The organism is Vibrio brasiliensis LMG 20546, from assembly GCF_000189255.1.
Classification (GTDB): domain Bacteria; phylum Pseudomonadota; class Gammaproteobacteria; order Enterobacterales; family Vibrionaceae; genus Vibrio; species Vibrio brasiliensis.
The window spans coordinates 31703-46256 of the sequence record NZ_AEVS01000071.1 but is presented as its reverse complement, the minus strand read 5'-3'; the positions used below and the strand labels follow the sequence as shown (position 1 = coordinate 46256).

The 14554-nt window shown below is 47.0% G+C and carries 14 protein-coding genes and 2 pseudogenes; 5 read left to right on the top strand and 11 right to left on the bottom strand.

The annotated features are described in order from the left end of the window. Window positions 1–22 precede the first annotated feature (22 nt). The gene (gene secD / locus RH46_RS11625; RefSeq protein ID WP_420895500.1) at window positions 23–1867 is read left to right on the top strand and encodes a protein translocase subunit SecD; all 1845 of its coding nucleotides are present in this window, start codon (window positions 23–25) and stop codon (window positions 1865–1867) included. 2 nt (window positions 1868–1869) lie between these two features. Further along, entirely contained in the window at window positions 1870–2772 is a 903-nt protein-coding gene (gene secF, locus RH46_RS11620) for a protein translocase subunit SecF (RefSeq protein ID WP_006879646.1), read from the top strand. A 65-nt stretch (window positions 2773–2837) separates the two neighbouring features. Here secF and RH46_RS11615 read toward each other — a convergent pair whose 3' ends face one another. From RH46_RS11615 to RH46_RS11600, 5 genes are all read right to left on the bottom strand, one after another. Further along, window positions 2838–3569: a dienelactone hydrolase family protein gene (locus tag RH46_RS11615; RefSeq protein ID WP_006879645.1), complete on the bottom strand. Its 732-nt coding sequence runs from the start codon at window positions 3567–3569 to the stop codon at window positions 2838–2840. 101 nt (window positions 3570–3670) lie between these two features. After that, window positions 3671–4819, bottom strand: a complete 1149-nt coding sequence (yiaY, locus tag RH46_RS11610) for an L-threonine dehydrogenase (RefSeq protein ID WP_006879644.1) — start codon at window positions 4817–4819, stop codon at window positions 3671–3673. 277 nt (window positions 4820–5096) lie between these two features. Continuing rightward, a complete protein-coding gene (gene elbB, locus RH46_RS11605) occupies window positions 5097–5747 on the bottom strand; it encodes an isoprenoid biosynthesis glyoxalase ElbB (protein WP_006879643.1) in 651 nt (216 codons plus the stop codon). 70 nt (window positions 5748–5817) lie between these two features. Continuing rightward, a complete protein-coding gene (locus tag RH46_RS22540; RefSeq protein WP_006879642.1) occupies window positions 5818–5952 on the bottom strand; it encodes a hypothetical protein in 135 nt (44 codons plus the stop codon). A 126-nt stretch (window positions 5953–6078) separates the two neighbouring features. Further along, window positions 6079–6996, bottom strand: a complete 918-nt coding sequence (locus tag RH46_RS11600) for a LysR family transcriptional regulator (protein ID WP_006879641.1) — start codon at window positions 6994–6996, stop codon at window positions 6079–6081. A 95-nt stretch (window positions 6997–7091) separates the two neighbouring features. Between RH46_RS11600 and yjjG the strand changes: the two genes are divergently transcribed. Both yjjG and RH46_RS11590 read left to right on the top strand, forming a co-directional pair. Next, on the top strand, window positions 7092–7766 hold the full coding sequence (yjjG, locus tag RH46_RS11595; RefSeq protein ID WP_006879640.1) for a pyrimidine 5'-nucleotidase: 675 nt from the start codon (window positions 7092–7094) through the stop codon (window positions 7764–7766). Window positions 7767–7831: 65 nt separating this feature from the next. Next, complete coding sequence (locus tag RH46_RS11590; RefSeq protein WP_006879639.1) at window positions 7832–8047, top strand: cold shock domain-containing protein; 216 nt, start codon at window positions 7832–7834, stop codon at window positions 8045–8047. 7 nt (window positions 8048–8054) lie between these two features. On the opposite strand, the pseudogene RH46_RS22615 reads toward RH46_RS11590, so the two are convergent. The 3 genes and pseudogenes from RH46_RS22615 to RH46_RS11580 form a co-directional block, all read right to left on the bottom strand. Further along, window positions 8055–8264, bottom strand: a pseudogene (locus tag RH46_RS22615) (helix-turn-helix transcriptional regulator); the annotation flags it as partial. A gap of 312 nt (window positions 8265–8576) precedes the next feature. After that, window positions 8577–8741: pseudogene (locus RH46_RS22610) on the bottom strand (helix-turn-helix transcriptional regulator); the annotation flags it as partial. A 69-nt stretch (window positions 8742–8810) separates the two neighbouring features. Beyond that, the gene (locus RH46_RS11580; RefSeq protein ID WP_006879637.1) at window positions 8811–9131 is read right to left on the bottom strand and encodes a hypothetical protein; all 321 of its coding nucleotides are present in this window, start codon (window positions 9129–9131) and stop codon (window positions 8811–8813) included. Between the two features lie 207 nt (window positions 9132–9338). Here RH46_RS11580 and RH46_RS11575 point away from each other — a divergent pair, with 207 nt between their 5' ends. Further along, entirely contained in the window at window positions 9339–9932 is a 594-nt protein-coding gene (locus RH46_RS11575) for a DUF1294 domain-containing protein (protein ID WP_006879636.1), read from the top strand. A gap of 79 nt (window positions 9933–10011) precedes the next feature. On the opposite strand, the gene RH46_RS11570 is transcribed toward RH46_RS11575, so the two are convergent. The 3 genes from RH46_RS11570 to RH46_RS11560 all read right to left on the bottom strand — a co-directional run bounded on the left by RH46_RS11570 (window position 10012) and on the right by RH46_RS11560 (window position 14525). Next, window positions 10012–10731 (bottom strand): 3'-5' exonuclease, encoded by a 720-nt coding sequence (locus tag RH46_RS11570; protein WP_006879635.1) that lies wholly within the window; start codon window positions 10729–10731, stop codon window positions 10012–10014. A gap of 7 nt (window positions 10732–10738) precedes the next feature. Beyond that, window positions 10739–12628 carry a DUF294 nucleotidyltransferase-like domain-containing protein gene (locus tag RH46_RS11565; RefSeq protein ID WP_006879634.1) on the bottom strand — a complete coding sequence of 630 codons (1890 nt, stop codon included), beginning with the start codon at window positions 12626–12628 and terminating at the stop codon, window positions 10739–10741. 148 nt (window positions 12629–12776) lie between these two features. Continuing rightward, window positions 12777–14525: a formate--tetrahydrofolate ligase gene (locus RH46_RS11560; protein ID WP_006879633.1), complete on the bottom strand. Its 1749-nt coding sequence runs from the start codon at window positions 14523–14525 to the stop codon at window positions 12777–12779. Window positions 14526–14554 lie beyond the last annotated feature (29 nt).

The following is a 14554-nucleotide window of genomic DNA, read 5'->3' as shown; positions in this document are numbered from 1 at the left end:
AACAAAGTTAAGAAATAACATGATTAAGAATCCTGCGAAACAGGCGAGATCCGCTCGTCTAATGAACCATTATTCAGCGTGGAAATACGTGGTGTTGATTGCCACTATTATCATGCTGACATTGAGTGCCATTCCGACCTGGTATGGTGAGAAACCTTCAATTCAGGTGACAACGTCACAGCAAGGCTCAAATGCCGCTTTGGCTAATATTACTGAGTTGAACCATTACCTTGACCAGCGTGATATAGAAGTTAGCCAGATTGAACAAGTTGGTAATAAGACCACACTGGTGTTTGACAATGAAACTGAACAGACTCAGGCGAGACAAGAGCTGGATAAGCTGCTGGGTAAAGAAGATACCATTAGCTTCTCATACGTGTCTGTTGCACCTAAATGGTTGAGTGATATGGGCTTTAGCCCGATTAAACTTGGTCTTGATCTACGTGGTGGCGTTCAGTTCCTGCTTAATGTTGATATTGATAAAGCGTTCGAAGACCAGCGTAATAGTCTGGTTGATGAAGTAAGAGACTTCCTTCGTCAGGAGCGTCTGCGTGGTGTGCAAATCTCAGCGGTTGGCTCAGAAGCATTTGATGTTAAAGCAGCGTCAGAGCAGGCTTTAGGCTCAGTACAAACTTTCCTTAAGCAGAACTACCCAACATGGGATGTTAAGCGTCATTCAGATTTCATTGCGGTTAAACCAACCCTAGAGAGTAAGACTGAATTCCAGTCAGTGACTCTGCAACAGAACCTAAAAATCATGCGTGACCGCATTGAAGAGTTAGGTATCACAGAGGCTTTGGTTCAGCGTCAGGGTGAACACAGTATTCGTATTGAGCTGCCTGGTGTTCAGGATCCTTCACTAGCGAAAAATGTTATTGGTGCCACAGCTACACTCGCTTTCCATGAAGCGCGCACACCTTCTGAGGGTAAGTCTTACGGCGATATCGTTCTTAAAGACAACGATGGTCGTGACGTAACACTTGCCAAACGTCCGGTGCTAACAGGCGAGCATATCATCAATGCTCGTGCAGGCGTCGATAAAATGGGCTTCTCAGAGGTAAATATCTCGCTCGACCATGCTGGTGGCAAGATCATGAGTGACTTCTCTGGCGGCCATATTGGCAAACCAATGGCTACTGTTTATCGCGAGTACACGACTAATGCGAAAGGTGAAACAGAACGTAGCGAGCGCGTGATCAGTGTTGCGACCATTCAATCTCAGTTAGGCAGCCAGTTCCGAATTACCGGTGCAGGTTCCATGGAGGACGCACAAAACCTGGCGCTATTGTTACGTGCTGGTTCACTGACTGCTCCGGTGACTATTGTTGAGGAGCGTACAATTGGTGCTTCTCTAGGTGCTGAAAACATTCAGAATGGCTTTGCGGCACTGGCTCTAGGTCTGGCAATGACACTGACCTTTATGGCGCTTTGGTATCGCCGTCTTGGCTGGGTTGCTAACGTGGCTCTCCTGGTCAACATGGTCAGCCTGCTAGGCCTGATTGCTTTGCTACCGGGGGCAGTGCTTACCTTACCAGGTATTGCAGGTCTTGTTCTGACAGTAGGTATGGCGGTGGATACCAACGTACTTATCTTCGAACGTATTAAAGATAAACTGGCTGAAGGACGTACCTTTGCTCAATCGATTGATTTGGGTTTTGGCAGTGCGTTAAGCACCATCCTTGATGCCAACATCACCACAATGATTACCGCAGTGGTGCTTTACTCCATCGGTAACGGGCCAATTCAGGGCTTTGCACTGACCTTAGGTCTTGGTCTGCTGACAAGTATGTTTAGTGGTGTGTTTGCATCACGCGCAATTATCAACTTAGTTTGGGGACGCGATGCGCGTCGTGATGTGAGGGTTTAATCATGGTTGAATTTTTTAAACAGCGTATTCGCCGCATTCGATACATCACCAGCTTCGTTTCGTTTGCTTTGATGGTGATTTCCTTAGTTGCACTGGCGATGAACGGCCTCAACATGGGGCTGGATTTTACTGGCGGTATGGTTACTGAAGTAAAAGTAGATAACAACGTTACCCATTCACAACTGGTCGAAACATTGCAACCAGAGTTGGGTGAGTTCACTAATGTGACGCACTCAGATCAGGATGGACGTTGGGTGATTCGTTACCCAATTCCTCAGCAAGGTGAGCAGGCCGTAGATTTAAGCAAAACCCTAGCACCAATTTCACATCAGGTAGATGTGATCAGTAACAGCATGGTTGGCTCACAAGTGGGTCAGGATCTGGTAGACCAGGGTGGTCTGGCGCTGATGATCTCAATGATGTGTATCCTGGGCTATTTATGTTTCCGGTTTGAATGGCGTTTGGCGAGTGGCTCTCTGCTGGCACTGATCCACGATGTGGTATTGGTGCTTGGTTTCTTTGCCGCTACACAGATGGAGTTTAACTTAACCGTATTTGCCGCTATTCTCGCGATTCTGGGTTACTCACTGAATGACTCGATCATCATTGCTGACCGAATTCGAGAGCTGCTGATAGCGAAACAGAATCTATCGACCGAAGAGATCAATGATCAGGCGGTAATCGCAACCTTCTCACGTACTATGGTGACATCAGGAACGACACTGCTAACCGTATCTGCACTGTGGATCATGGGCGGCAGTGCGCTACAAGGTTTCGCTGTAGCAATGTTTATCGGTATTCTGTCGGGAACCTGGTCATCAATCTCGATTGGTACTGTGTTACCAGAGTGGCTCAAGCTTGAACCTAAACACTATCTACCCGTAGAGATTGATAGTGCTCCTTAATTAAGCATTAAACATACAACAAGCCCCGCGATAGCAGTATCGTGGGGCTTTTTACTGGCAGAAAGCTAGTTGGTTTGAACGGCAAGGAATTCGGTAAAACTTGCCCAGGATTTCTTATCAGCATCTTCACGATAACGTGGGCTGCCAAATACCGTGAAGGCATGAGGCGCTCCACTATACGTAATCATTTCATGAGGAACCTTAGCCGCCTCTAACTGCTCAGCAAGTGCAGCAAACTGAGACATTGGAATCGCACTATCGGCTGTACCATGAAGCACTAGAATTGGTGCACTGGTGTTTTGATACGATTGACCTTCAGGTGTCCCTAAACCGCCGTGGAAGGTAACGAAGCCTTTTGCTGGCATGCCTGCACGGGCGGACTCTAATACCGCAGCGCCACCAAAGCAGTATCCCATCACCACGACATTATCCGCATTGCCACCAAGTTTGGCTGCAAAGTCGAGACTGCCTTGCATCAGGGCTCTTAGCTTTTGTCTATCTTTATAGAGTTCACCGGTGTGTTGTTTTTTGTCTTTAACTTCCGTTGGTCTGATACCTTTACCAAATAGGTCGGCTGCGAACACGTTGTATCCGAGTTTATTCAGCATCTCCGCTCGCTGTATTTCATAATCAGTCAGACCATCCCAGTCATGAATCAGCAGTACCAATGGCGCGTTATCACTTACTTTCGCCCAGTAGCCCTCGTAATCGCTACCTTTTACATTGTAAATTCTGTTTTCGCCAGCCACGCTGAACATTGATAAACACGATAAGATTAAGCCGAATACTAACTTCATAAAACACCTCCGTTGTTGTGAAAGTGTAGTACGTATTTCCTTGGACAAAGGCACAAAAAAAGCCTCCCGAAGGAGGCTTGGACTTAAGGAAAAGAATCGGATTACATGGCAGCAGCAAAGATTGCTGAGATCTCTTCGTGCGTTGCCTGTTTAGGGTTAGTGAAGCCACAAGCATCTTTAAGCGCGTTGTCAGCCAGAGTAGGGATGTCTTTCGCGTCAGCACCAAGCTCTTTGATACCTGCTGGAATACCGACATCTTTTGCCAGTGCAACGATAGCGTCGATAGCTGCTTCGGCACCTTGCTCAGCTGTCATGTCTTCAACGTTTACGCCCATCGCCTTAGCAACGTCACGCAGGCGCTCCGGACACACCTGCGCGTTGTAGCGCTGAACGTGTGGAAGCAGGATTGCATTACATACACCATGAGGCAGGTCGTAGAAACCACCTAACTGGTGAGCCATAGCGTGTACATAGCCTAGTGACGCGTTGTTGAACGCCATACCTGCCATGAACTGAGCGTAAGCCATTTGTTCGCGAGCTTCGATGTCATCGCCATTTTCAACCGCTGTACGCAGGTGCGCCTGAATAATTTCAATCGCTTTAATAGCAACAGCGTCAGTGATTGGTGTAGCAGCAATTGATACGTACGCTTCTACTGCGTGAGTCAGTGCGTCCATGCCCGTAGCGGCTGTTAGTGATGCAGGTTTAGCAAGCATCAGCTCTGGATCGTTAACTGAGACTAATGGTGTCGTGTGCTTATCAACGATCGCCATTTTAATATGACGCTCTTCGTCTGTGATGATACAGAAACGCGTCATCTCAGAAGCGGTACCAGCGGTAGTGTTGATAGCGATTAAAGGCAGCATTGGCTTAGCTGATTGATCGACACCTTCATAATCGGCAATTTTGCCACCGTTGGATGCGACCAGCGCGATACCTTTTGCACAGTCATGTGGTGAACCGCCGCCCAGAGAGATAACAAAGTCACAGTCGTTATCCATAAGTAGAGCCAGGCCGTCATTAACGTTGCTGATAGTTGGGTTTGGCTGAGTGCCATCAAACACAACAGTCTCAACTTCACGATCTGTCAGTAGGTCTTGTACTTGTTTTACTACACCGATTTGGTTGAGGATCTTGTCGGTAACGATCAGGCCTTTTTTGAAACCTTGAGCTCGAATATTGTCAGCTGCATCTGTAAGACAGCCAGCACCCATTAGGTTTACAGTAGGGATGAAAAATGCACTCGTCATTGGATTGCTCCATATTGTTATATTTGAAAACTGCATTTAGATTCGCATAACTATCCAACTGACAATTTTGATCTTGAACAATTTTCCTACCCAAAAGTGGTAGGCGTCGTGGTAAAATGTGAACTCCGACCAGTTGCATAATTATCGTGTATAACTTGTTAAAAATTATTGGGTTAGCGCAATCGTTTGTTCAACATAATTCGGGACAGTTGAGCGCAGGGCATTAAAAAGCCCTTGTCAGTAAAATCACTGACAAGGGCTAAAAAGTCGGAAATGATTAGCTGAGAGCGATGAGTTTTTCGACCAAAGCATCAATCCCCACTGCCGCTTGAGAAATGTTTTCTGCCAACATGTAGGCAGGAGTCGACAGCACCAGATGTTCTTTATCGAAAACCACCTCATCAACCGGTGACTCTACATGCTGACCACCAAGGGTATTAAATGCGGCGGCAGTCGCAGCATCGTTACCTATGGTCGCTTGTACGCCTTGACCATAAATCATCGGAATAATCGTTGGCGCTATACATAAATAACCCGCCGGTTTACGCGCTTGGGCAAAAGCACGACATGCACTGGCGACATGGGTGTTGATGCTGCACTCCGCACCTTTGATAGCGAAATCAGTGAGGTTTTTCGCAGCACCAAACCCGCCGGGTAGTAGTAGGGCGTCGTAATCGTCGACGTTGAGTTTCGCTACATCTTCTATGCGGCCACGGGCGATACGTGCAGACTCGACCAGAACATTACGTGTTTCATCCATCTCTTCACCAGTCTTGTGGTTGATGACATGGAGTTGGTCGATATTTGGTGCGAAGCAGTGCCAGGTCGCACCTTGTTTTTCTATGGCGTGAAGTGCAAGCACGGATTCGTGAATTTCTGCTCCATCAAAAACACCTGAGCCACTAAGTATGACGGCTACTTTTTTCATTTTGATACTCCGTTATTTGTTTGCGAACATATCGTAGACAATAAAAATAGACGCTGTTCTGATGGGAGTCTCATTCTTCAAGTTCAAGCGGCTTATTTGACTCAGGCTCTTGCTCTGAGTCGAGGTTATCTTCTTGTTGTTCCTCAGAATAGTGTTTTACCACGAATGGGATCAGCATGATGTTAGAAGGGAAAAATCGTTTCATCTCAGAGTACTCCTGAAGTCTTGATCACACAGTGATTGTGACCGGACTACAGAGGCTAAAGATTGTCTTAGGTCATAAACTAATCGGGAATTATCACTGGATGAGAGATATGAGCTTGGAGTCACATTAATCGCGCCATAACTTATCCCAGTAAGGGGTGTCTGTCCCAAGGCGTTCATGGATAAAGTCAAGAAAGGCACGTACCTTCAGCGGCATATGTTTACGTTGTGGGAAGACAGCATAAATAGCATGGTTCGGTAGGTGATAATCATTAAGGAGCACTTGCAGCCGGCCCGCCTGAATGTCCTTAGCGACAATAAATGTCGGCAGGTTTCCTATACCTGCACCTTCTAGTACTGCACGGCGAATGGCTTCACTATTGTTGACCGACAGGGGCCCTTTAGGCACCACTCGATACTCGTTTCCTGCCGAGTTCAAACTCCATTCCGTACCACCGCGATAATAGCTGTATTGCAGACAGCTATGCTGAGACAAATCGCTGGGTTGCTGCGGTACTCCGTATCTCTCAACGTAGCCTGGTGAAGCACACAGAACGCTTAAACACGGAGCCAGGCGTTTTGCCACCAGGTTAGAGACGGGGAGGTGACCGATGCGGATGCCTATGTCGAAGCTCTCTTGGACCAGATCGACCATTTGGTCTTCGAGCTGCAGGTCGATTTCGACATCTGGATAGAGCTCAAGAAACTCCGCAATCAAAGGCGCAACATGAAGAACACCAAAAGACATTGGTGCTGTTACTCTCAACTTTCCACGTGGTTGCCCTTGTAACTCGCTGACTGCATCAATGCCCTGCTGAGCGAGGTTAAGGGACTGAGCAACATACTCATAGTAGCGATGACCCGCTTCGGTTAAACTCAGTTTTCGCGTGGTGCGATTGATTAATCGAATACCGAGTTCTTCTTCTAAGTGCGTTATCCGTTTGCTGACTGCTGATTTGGTGATATTGAGCTTGTCAGCTGCAGCGGAAAAACTGCCACTCTCGACGACAGAAACAAAGACGGGGATAGAAGAGAAAGCTTGCATAGTTGAGCTCTGGTAAACAATGAATTTCTTAACTAAGAGATTATCATCTTATTGAAAACAATCTACACTGTCGCTGTTGTTTTGAGGAGAGATAAATGAAATACGATTGGATCTTGTTCGATGCTGACGAAACCCTGTTCCACTTTGACGCCTTTAAAGGGATGCAGCTTATGTTCTCGCGCAAAGGCGTTGAGTTTACCCAGCAAGATTTTGACCACTACCAAACAGTGAATAAACCGCTGTGGGTGGATTACCAGAACGGTACCATTACAGCCCATGAGCTTAAGCATACCCGCTTCCAAGAGTGGGCAGATAAGTTGAACACCACGACATCTGAGCTAAATAGTGCATTCTTAGAGGCAATGGCCGACATCTGTACTCTGCTTCCTGGTGCAAAAGAGCTAATGGAAGCGGTGCATGGTAAAGCGAAGATGGGTATCATCACTAACGGTTTTACAGAGTTACAGGCAATCCGTTTAGAAAGAACCGGAATGAGCCAGTATTTCGAGCATGTGGTGATTTCAGAGCAGGTTGGCGTTGCGAAACCAGACGCTGCTATCTTTAGCCACGCGCTAGAAAAGATGGGCTTTCCATGCAAAAGCAAAGTGTTGATGGTCGGTGATAACCAGCACTCTGATATTCTTGGTGGTCTCAACTTCGGCATTGAAACCTGTTGGCTGAATAGCATTGGCGCAGAAGCTGACTCTAATATCGCCCCACATTACACAGTGAACTGTTTGCATCAGTTGAAAGACATACTGTTCGCATAAAGTGATCGATCTTACTCGCTTATCAGTAACAAACTTTAATTACGGATAAGATGAGAGAAAGTGATATGTCAGTCCTCGGAAAAATTATCGATTTAGATGCGAAACACGGCTACGGCTTTATCGAAGACGAAAGTAGTGATGACAAAGTTTTTTTCCATGTCAGAGATATGCGTGCCTATGCTTCTGAAGCACACATCAATGAACTGGTTGAGTTTGATGTTGAGGCTGATATGTATGGCTGCCGGATTGCTCTCAATATCTCACCGACTGTGATGAAGTAGCCTACTACTACGCATCAGGTGCGTGCATCTTGATGTAGTGTTCGAGGCATTTATTTGAGGATGTCTCGAACTTTTCGTCACTTATTGTCAGCTTCTCAATCCTATCGATACGAAAGTGTCGATAGTCATTTCTTAGTTCACACCAGGCAACCAGAGTCCAAACTTTTCCCCAGAAAATCTGCCCGAGGGGCTGTAACCGTCGGCTGGTCTTCGCTCCTTTCTGATCGGCGTACTCTATCTCGATTTTCAGCTTTGCGTCGGTCGCGTGGCGCAACATTTTTCCGCGGGTCGCTGTTTCAGAAGAAGAGTGGATCTCTGGTACAAAGATTGGAAAACTTTCCACTTGTTGTTTCAGCTTATCTGGCAGGACAGATAAAATCTTAGCTGACGCGGTTCTTGATGCCTGTGCTAGCTCATCGTCAGACCAGGCTCTGACCATACGCATTCCTAGTTCAAGCGCGACCATCTCTTGTTCAGTAAACATCAGTGGCGGTAAGTGAGAACCAGCCTGAAGCATGTAACCTACGCCGGCTTCTCCATGTATGGGAACCCCGGAATTGATCAGTGACTGGATATCCCGATAGATGGTCCTTTCACTTACTTCCATCCATTGTGCGAGTTGCGCAGCAGTGACGGCATAGCGCTTGGAGCGAAGTAGGGTCAATAGCTCAAACAGTCGTTCTGATTTGCTCACTTTTGTTCCTAAAGCTGATAATGTAACAAGGAAGCCTGAATGGGCTTCCTGGTATGTTAATCGTCTAGATTACTGATATTTGGCTGCAAGGTCGCACATCTTAATCGATTGATGTTGCATGATTACCGACTCAGGGTCAATCAGCGCCATCAGCGGCTGGCAATCTTCACAAGCCATAAACTTTTCGCCAGCTGATTTCGCATTATCCATCGAATCCCAATAAACCACGTCTGTCCAGGTGTCAGAGTCGTTATCGTAACTCAGAGAGCGATACTCAAAACCTTCAAGTGATGAAACGAATTTCTGGCTCTGCTCGCTGGCGGCGATCAGTTGGTCAGCAGTTGCGTTTTCTAGCAGTTTGAAGCGAACAATTTCAATCACGCTTTTCATAGTCGTATTCCTTATTGGGTTTGTTGTTAAGTTCGAAATAACAATAAGCGAAACGAGTGTCAGAACATGTCAGTAGTGTTCTGGATCAAACTTTTGCACCAAACTGGGTACTTATATGTGTGTTGTGTAATATGTGTGCTATAGCTAATGATAACGCGATAATAATTATAGGCTTATTACAACTTCAGGCTAGGTAAGGGACCAATCATGTCAATACAAGGAACTATTGCTCAATGGGACCAGAGCAAAGGTTATGGCTATATTTCTGTAGAAAATCAAGATACGCAGATTCTCTTTCATATCAGTGATCTGGAGAATAACTCTCAGTTACCGTGTGTGAGTGAACCGGTTGTATTTCGTCTCGGTTCTGACAGTAATGGGGCAATGCGAGCGGTTGATGTCACCAGACCGATAGTATTTAACTTCTCCTTAGCGATAGCGGTTTGGTTTACCAGTGCTTTGGTCGGCAGTGTCGTTCTGCTTGATTTTCCAGTCATCTCTTGTGTGTTCTATTTTGCCGCGAGTCTTGCTACCTACTGTATGTATGCTTTGGACAGACATGCAATGATGACAGGTGGTTGGCGTGTCCCTGAGATTGTGTTCCATATTATGAACTTGTTTGGTGGCTGGATAGGGGCGTTGCTGGCTCAATCGATTATGCACCACAAGTACCATGACATTGGCTTTAAGTTTTTGTTCTGGTCGACTCTGGTGTTAAACATTGGTCTGTTTGGCTGGACGTTGACAAGTGAAGGGGCATTTTTATTACAACAGGCGATCTCTGAGCTGCGATCGATATAGAGACTTTGGGTCGAATCATTAACAAAGCCCCCTTAAGTGGGGGCTTTGTCCTTGCATGAGAACTCGATAAGTCAGCTGACTAAACCCATAGCTGACCGATAGGCAGACTACGCTCATAGTGATGGGCTATTTGAGCTTGTAACAGCTCTGCGGTGGCGACTGCATCTGTCAACGCATGATGGGGAGTATAAAGCGGTAAGCCATAGCGCGCTCGGCTGGCACCTAGTCTGACGGATTCCGGTTTGCGGCCACGGATCTTGTTGAGAATTCCTCCTTTGAGTTTCTGCTGCAGGGTTGTTTCTATCTGCATGGTATCAACAACCGGAAACTCAATACCCTCTTTAATCCTTGCCATCAGTGCTTTGTCAAAAAACTCTCTTTCAATACGCTGGTAATGAACCACCATGATCTTACCAGCCATCTGCTCGAGTACCTGCTGATAAATGCCGGAAAGATCGGGTGCATCCAGCACATCTGAGTGTGTAATACCATGAATCACCACCGAGTCTTCAGCCAGTTGCTTGCGCGGCTTGACCGTCCAGTGCTGAGCCTGATTGATATAAATACGATTGAGGTTAAACGGCACCGTACCTATGGTGATGATGTCATCGTCATCTGAACTCAAGCCAGTAGTCTCGAAGTCCATGGCCAAAAACATCACCTCTTCGAGTGGCGTCTTCGGATCAGGGAGACCTGCTGTATAGTACTGCGCCAATGCGGGATCACTGACTACATCCAGCTTGCGGGCAAACTTTGTGGGCCAGTCAATTGAGGGAGGCGACAGAAGTTTATTTAACATTGTTGCCTCACTTAAAATTATTGCTTGCTTGGTAGCGGAACTTAAGGAAATTTTGCGCATTGCTTAAGATCTGGAATGCGTCCTTAAGGTTACGTCGCTCAAAATCTGACAAGTTTTCTGGCTCGATGTTGTTATCCGGGTCGATCTCATTTTCGACATCTAAAGCTTGATGTCGAATGCGAACCATTGAGATGAATTCAAGTGCGTCACTGAGATCCCTTGCTTTACCTTTGGGCAGAATTCCCGCTTCATGAATATCATCGAGACGTTCAAAGGAGTTTTTCGAACGTGAGCCCACAGCGAGGGCATGAACACGAATCAAATCGGCTAGCGGAGCGGTTCCGCGGCGTTTGAGGTTAATCGAGTTCTTGTGTTGACCATCTTTTTCCATCACAAAGTCTTTAAAGAAACCAAGTGGTGGAGTACGGTTCATCGCATTGCGAGCTAAACAGGCAAGGAAGCGGTTATTTTTACGCGCACGACGAACGATAAACCCGTTAAGTTGCTCGGCCCACTTCAGGCGACCATACACGCCGTCCAGGTCAAAGAAGATTGACGCATTGAGCAGAGCTTTAGGATTAGGATCATCGATCCAGTCGGCAAAGCACTCTTCCCATTCCGTTCGGGTCATACGCCAATCTGGATTGGTCGCCATGATGTCGCCGGTACAGTAGGTGTAGCCACACTTGTCCAAGCCGTCACATACCCGTTTAGACAGTTCGGCAAAGTAATGGTCATGCTCTTCTTTGACGAAGGTATTGTCGAGAATGATAGCATTGTCCTGATCGGTGACCAGCAACTGCTCGTCACGTCCCATCGAGCCTAAAGCGACAAAGCAGTAGGGTACTGGTGGTTCACCAAGTTCTTCTTCCGCTAGTTCGATAATACGTTGTTTGAAGCTGCGTCCAATCACTGACATCGCACTGCCAACCATGTGTGAGTTAGCGTCTTCGTTGACCAAACGAACAAAGCTGTCTTTAACTTGCTCAGACAACGTTGCCAGTTCATCTATCGATTGTTGTTGGAAGATACTACTTACCAGCAACAGCGAGTTTTGCGACTCGTAACGAACAATATCGGTTGCCTCTATAATCCCGATTGGTTGTTTATCTTTCAGAACTGGCAGATGGTGAACGTTATAACGCAGCATGGTTAGCATGGCTTCATAAACATAGGCATTGTGATCGAGTGAGATGACCTCGGTGGTCATGACACTCGCTACATCGTCGCTAGGATCGAGGCCCTGAGCGAGCACGCGAGTACATAAGTCACGGTCAGTGATAATCCCAACCAGCGGACTGTTGTCGTCCTCGTCATCATCCGCGACTTCAGGATCAATAATGAGTAGCGAAGAGACATTTTCCTCCGCCATTTTAATCGCCGCGTTTTGGATCGACTCAGTTTTCGGAATCGACGGAGCCTCACCGGTCAGTAGGGTACGAACCTTGGACGTGGTGAGGTCATTCTGTTCATTGCTGTTAGAGACGGTTTGACGTAAGCGAGCGTTATCTTCTACCTCAACAAAGTCAGCAAACGATTCGTGCTTATCATACAACTCTTGAAAGACGTTCTCAGGAATGCAGTAGAGCAGGCTATCTTTGATCGCTTTAGCCGGGAATCGGACTTTGTTGTTCGTCAGCAGGCCCATCTGACCAAATAACGCCCCTTCATCGAGACGGTTATAGAGTTCGCCTTTACGGCGATAAACTTCAACGACGCCACTACGAACCATAAACAAATCATGAATTTCATCACCAAAGTGGATGATAGGAGTGTCTTCACGATAGTAAGAGATTTCGACATGCTTGGTGACATAGTTAAGGACATCATCCTCAAGCTCATCAAAAGGTGGGTGTTGGGAAAGGAAATTTTTGATTTCCAGTAACTCTGCTTCCATGAATACATCCGGTCTTTGGGAGTGATGAATCAATGGTACATGATCTTGGCCGGAACTTCATGGTGAGTTGACAGGAATGAAAACAAAATAGGCTAAGTTTTAATAACTTAGCCTATAGAAATATGGGGACAACCTCTGGCAACTGCCTCTAACTAAGACCTATGATGCGTCCATCCTGGTCAATGTCCAGATTCATAAAAGCAGGTTTCTCTGGTAGCCCTGGCATGGTCATAACATTACCGCACAAGGCGTAGATAAATCCGGCGCCCGCACATAATCTCAGTTCTCTGACGGGTACATCAAAATTCGCTGGTGCGCCCTTGATGCTTGCATCGGTTGAGATAGACAGAGGCGTCTTCGCTAAACAGACCGCCAGATCATCAAAGCCGTGCTGTTTGAGTTGGTCCAATTGCTGTCTGGCTGTGTCACTGAGAGTCAGACTTGCGGCGCCATAACCGGCTTCAGCCACCGCCATCAACTTCTCCTCTGTCGCCTGTTCAAAGCGGTACAAAGGTGTGAACTGTGATGGCTTCTCGCACTGAGAGACCACTTTCTCTGCCAACTCAATAGCGCCAGTTCCACCCTGGCTAAAGCCTTGGCTGATGGCAACTTCTACATCGTTGGGCAATGCTTCAACTAATGACTTAAGTGCTTGTAACTCGGCGTCGCTATCTTGCGGGAAACGGTTAATCGCAACAACGGCTGGAATGCCGTATTTATTGACATTGTTGATGTGCCATTTGAGGTTTTCAAATCCGGCGAGCAGTGCATGATTGTCTTCGCGGTAAATGCTGTCAGGGATTGCCTGACCTGGTTTTAAGTCGTACTGACCAGAGTTCGCTTTAAGACCGCGTAACGTCGCAACGATCACTGCGCAGTCAGGATGTTTATCAGCAACCTGAGCCTTGATGTTACATGCTTTCTCAAAGCCCATATCTGAACCAAAGCCACCTTCAGTTACCGTAAATTCAGCAAGTTTTGTGGCAATGTTATCGGCAATAATCGAAGAGTTTCCATGCGCGATATTTGCAAAAGGGCCAGCGTGAATCAGAGTTGGCACCCCCTCTAGGGTTTGCATTAGGGTTGGCTCAATGGCTTCTTTCATGCTGACCGCCATGGCGCCTGCAACTTGGAGATCTTCAGTGGTAACTGGCTGCCCGTCGAGGTTATAGGCAACGACAATTCTTCCAATGCGATCACGCAGATCTTTGAGGTCTGAAGCTAAAGCAAGAATTGCCATCAGTTCAGAGGCGGCGGAAATATCGAAACCGTCATTGCGCTCAAAACCGTTGATGGTTTTACCTGCTTCGTTCTGACCCACGGTCACCATACGTAAGGCACGGTCGTTGTGGTCCATGACGCGCTTCCATACCACTCTTTGTGGGTCGATTTTCAACGCGGTTAAACCGCTGCGTTGTTCAAAATCGTTATACCCCAATCGTTGTTCGTGGTAGATACGCGCGTCAATCGCTGCGGCGGCAAGGTTATGTGCAGCAGTGACTGCATGTATATCGCCAGTCAGGTGCAGGTTTAACTCTTCCATAGGAGCAACCTGAGAATAACCGCCACCAGCCGCGCCGCCTTTGACACCAAAAACTGGTCCCATCGATGGTTGTCTGATGCAGGCGATGACTGAGCGATTGAGCTTAGCTAAGCCCTGTGAAAGGCCGATTGTGGTTACGGTCTTGCCTTCACCGAGAGGAGTAGGGGTAATCGCCGTAACCAGCACCAACTTTCCGCTAGGGTTAGCAGAGAGTCTCTTGAGGCAGGTTAAGCTCACTTTTGCTTTGTGTTCACCCTGACTTTGGTATTCGTTAGAGTGCAGCCCAGCGTGTTGAGCGATTTCAGAAATAGGTGATAGCTTTGTGTTGCGACAGATCTCAATATCAGACAGCATAAAATCCTCTTTGAACACTTGGTTAAAGT

Coding starts and splice junctions, on each gene's coding strand:
- secF (WP_006879646.1), top strand. CDS start 1,870: ATGGTTGAATTTTTTAAACAGCGTATTCGCCGCATTCGATACATCACC.
- RH46_RS11615 (WP_006879645.1), bottom strand. CDS start 3,569: ATGAAGTTAGTATTCGGCTTAATCTTATCGTGTTTATCAATGTTCAGC.
- yiaY (WP_006879644.1), bottom strand. CDS start 4,819: ATGACGAGTGCATTTTTCATCCCTACTGTAAACCTAATGGGTGCTGGC.
- elbB (WP_006879643.1), bottom strand. CDS start 5,747: ATGAAAAAAGTAGCCGTCATACTTAGTGGCTCAGGTGTTTTTGATGGA.
- RH46_RS22540 (WP_006879642.1), bottom strand. CDS start 5,952: ATGAAACGATTTTTCCCTTCTAACATCATGCTGATCCCATTCGTGGTA.
- RH46_RS11600 (WP_006879641.1), bottom strand. CDS start 6,996: ATGCAAGCTTTCTCTTCTATCCCCGTCTTTGTTTCTGTCGTCGAGAGT.
- yjjG (WP_006879640.1), top strand. CDS start 7,092: ATGAAATACGATTGGATCTTGTTCGATGCTGACGAAACCCTGTTCCAC.
- RH46_RS11590 (WP_006879639.1), top strand. CDS start 7,832: ATGTCAGTCCTCGGAAAAATTATCGATTTAGATGCGAAACACGGCTAC.
- RH46_RS11580 (WP_006879637.1), bottom strand. CDS start 9,131: ATGAAAAGCGTGATTGAAATTGTTCGCTTCAAACTGCTAGAAAACGCA.
- RH46_RS11575 (WP_006879636.1), top strand. CDS start 9,339: ATGTCAATACAAGGAACTATTGCTCAATGGGACCAGAGCAAAGGTTAT.
- RH46_RS11570 (WP_006879635.1), bottom strand. CDS start 10,731: ATGTTAAATAAACTTCTGTCGCCTCCCTCAATTGACTGGCCCACAAAG.
- RH46_RS11565 (WP_006879634.1), bottom strand. CDS start 12,628: ATGGAAGCAGAGTTACTGGAAATCAAAAATTTCCTTTCCCAACACCCA.
- RH46_RS11560 (WP_006879633.1), bottom strand. CDS start 14,525: ATGCTGTCTGATATTGAGATCTGTCGCAACACAAAGCTATCACCTATT.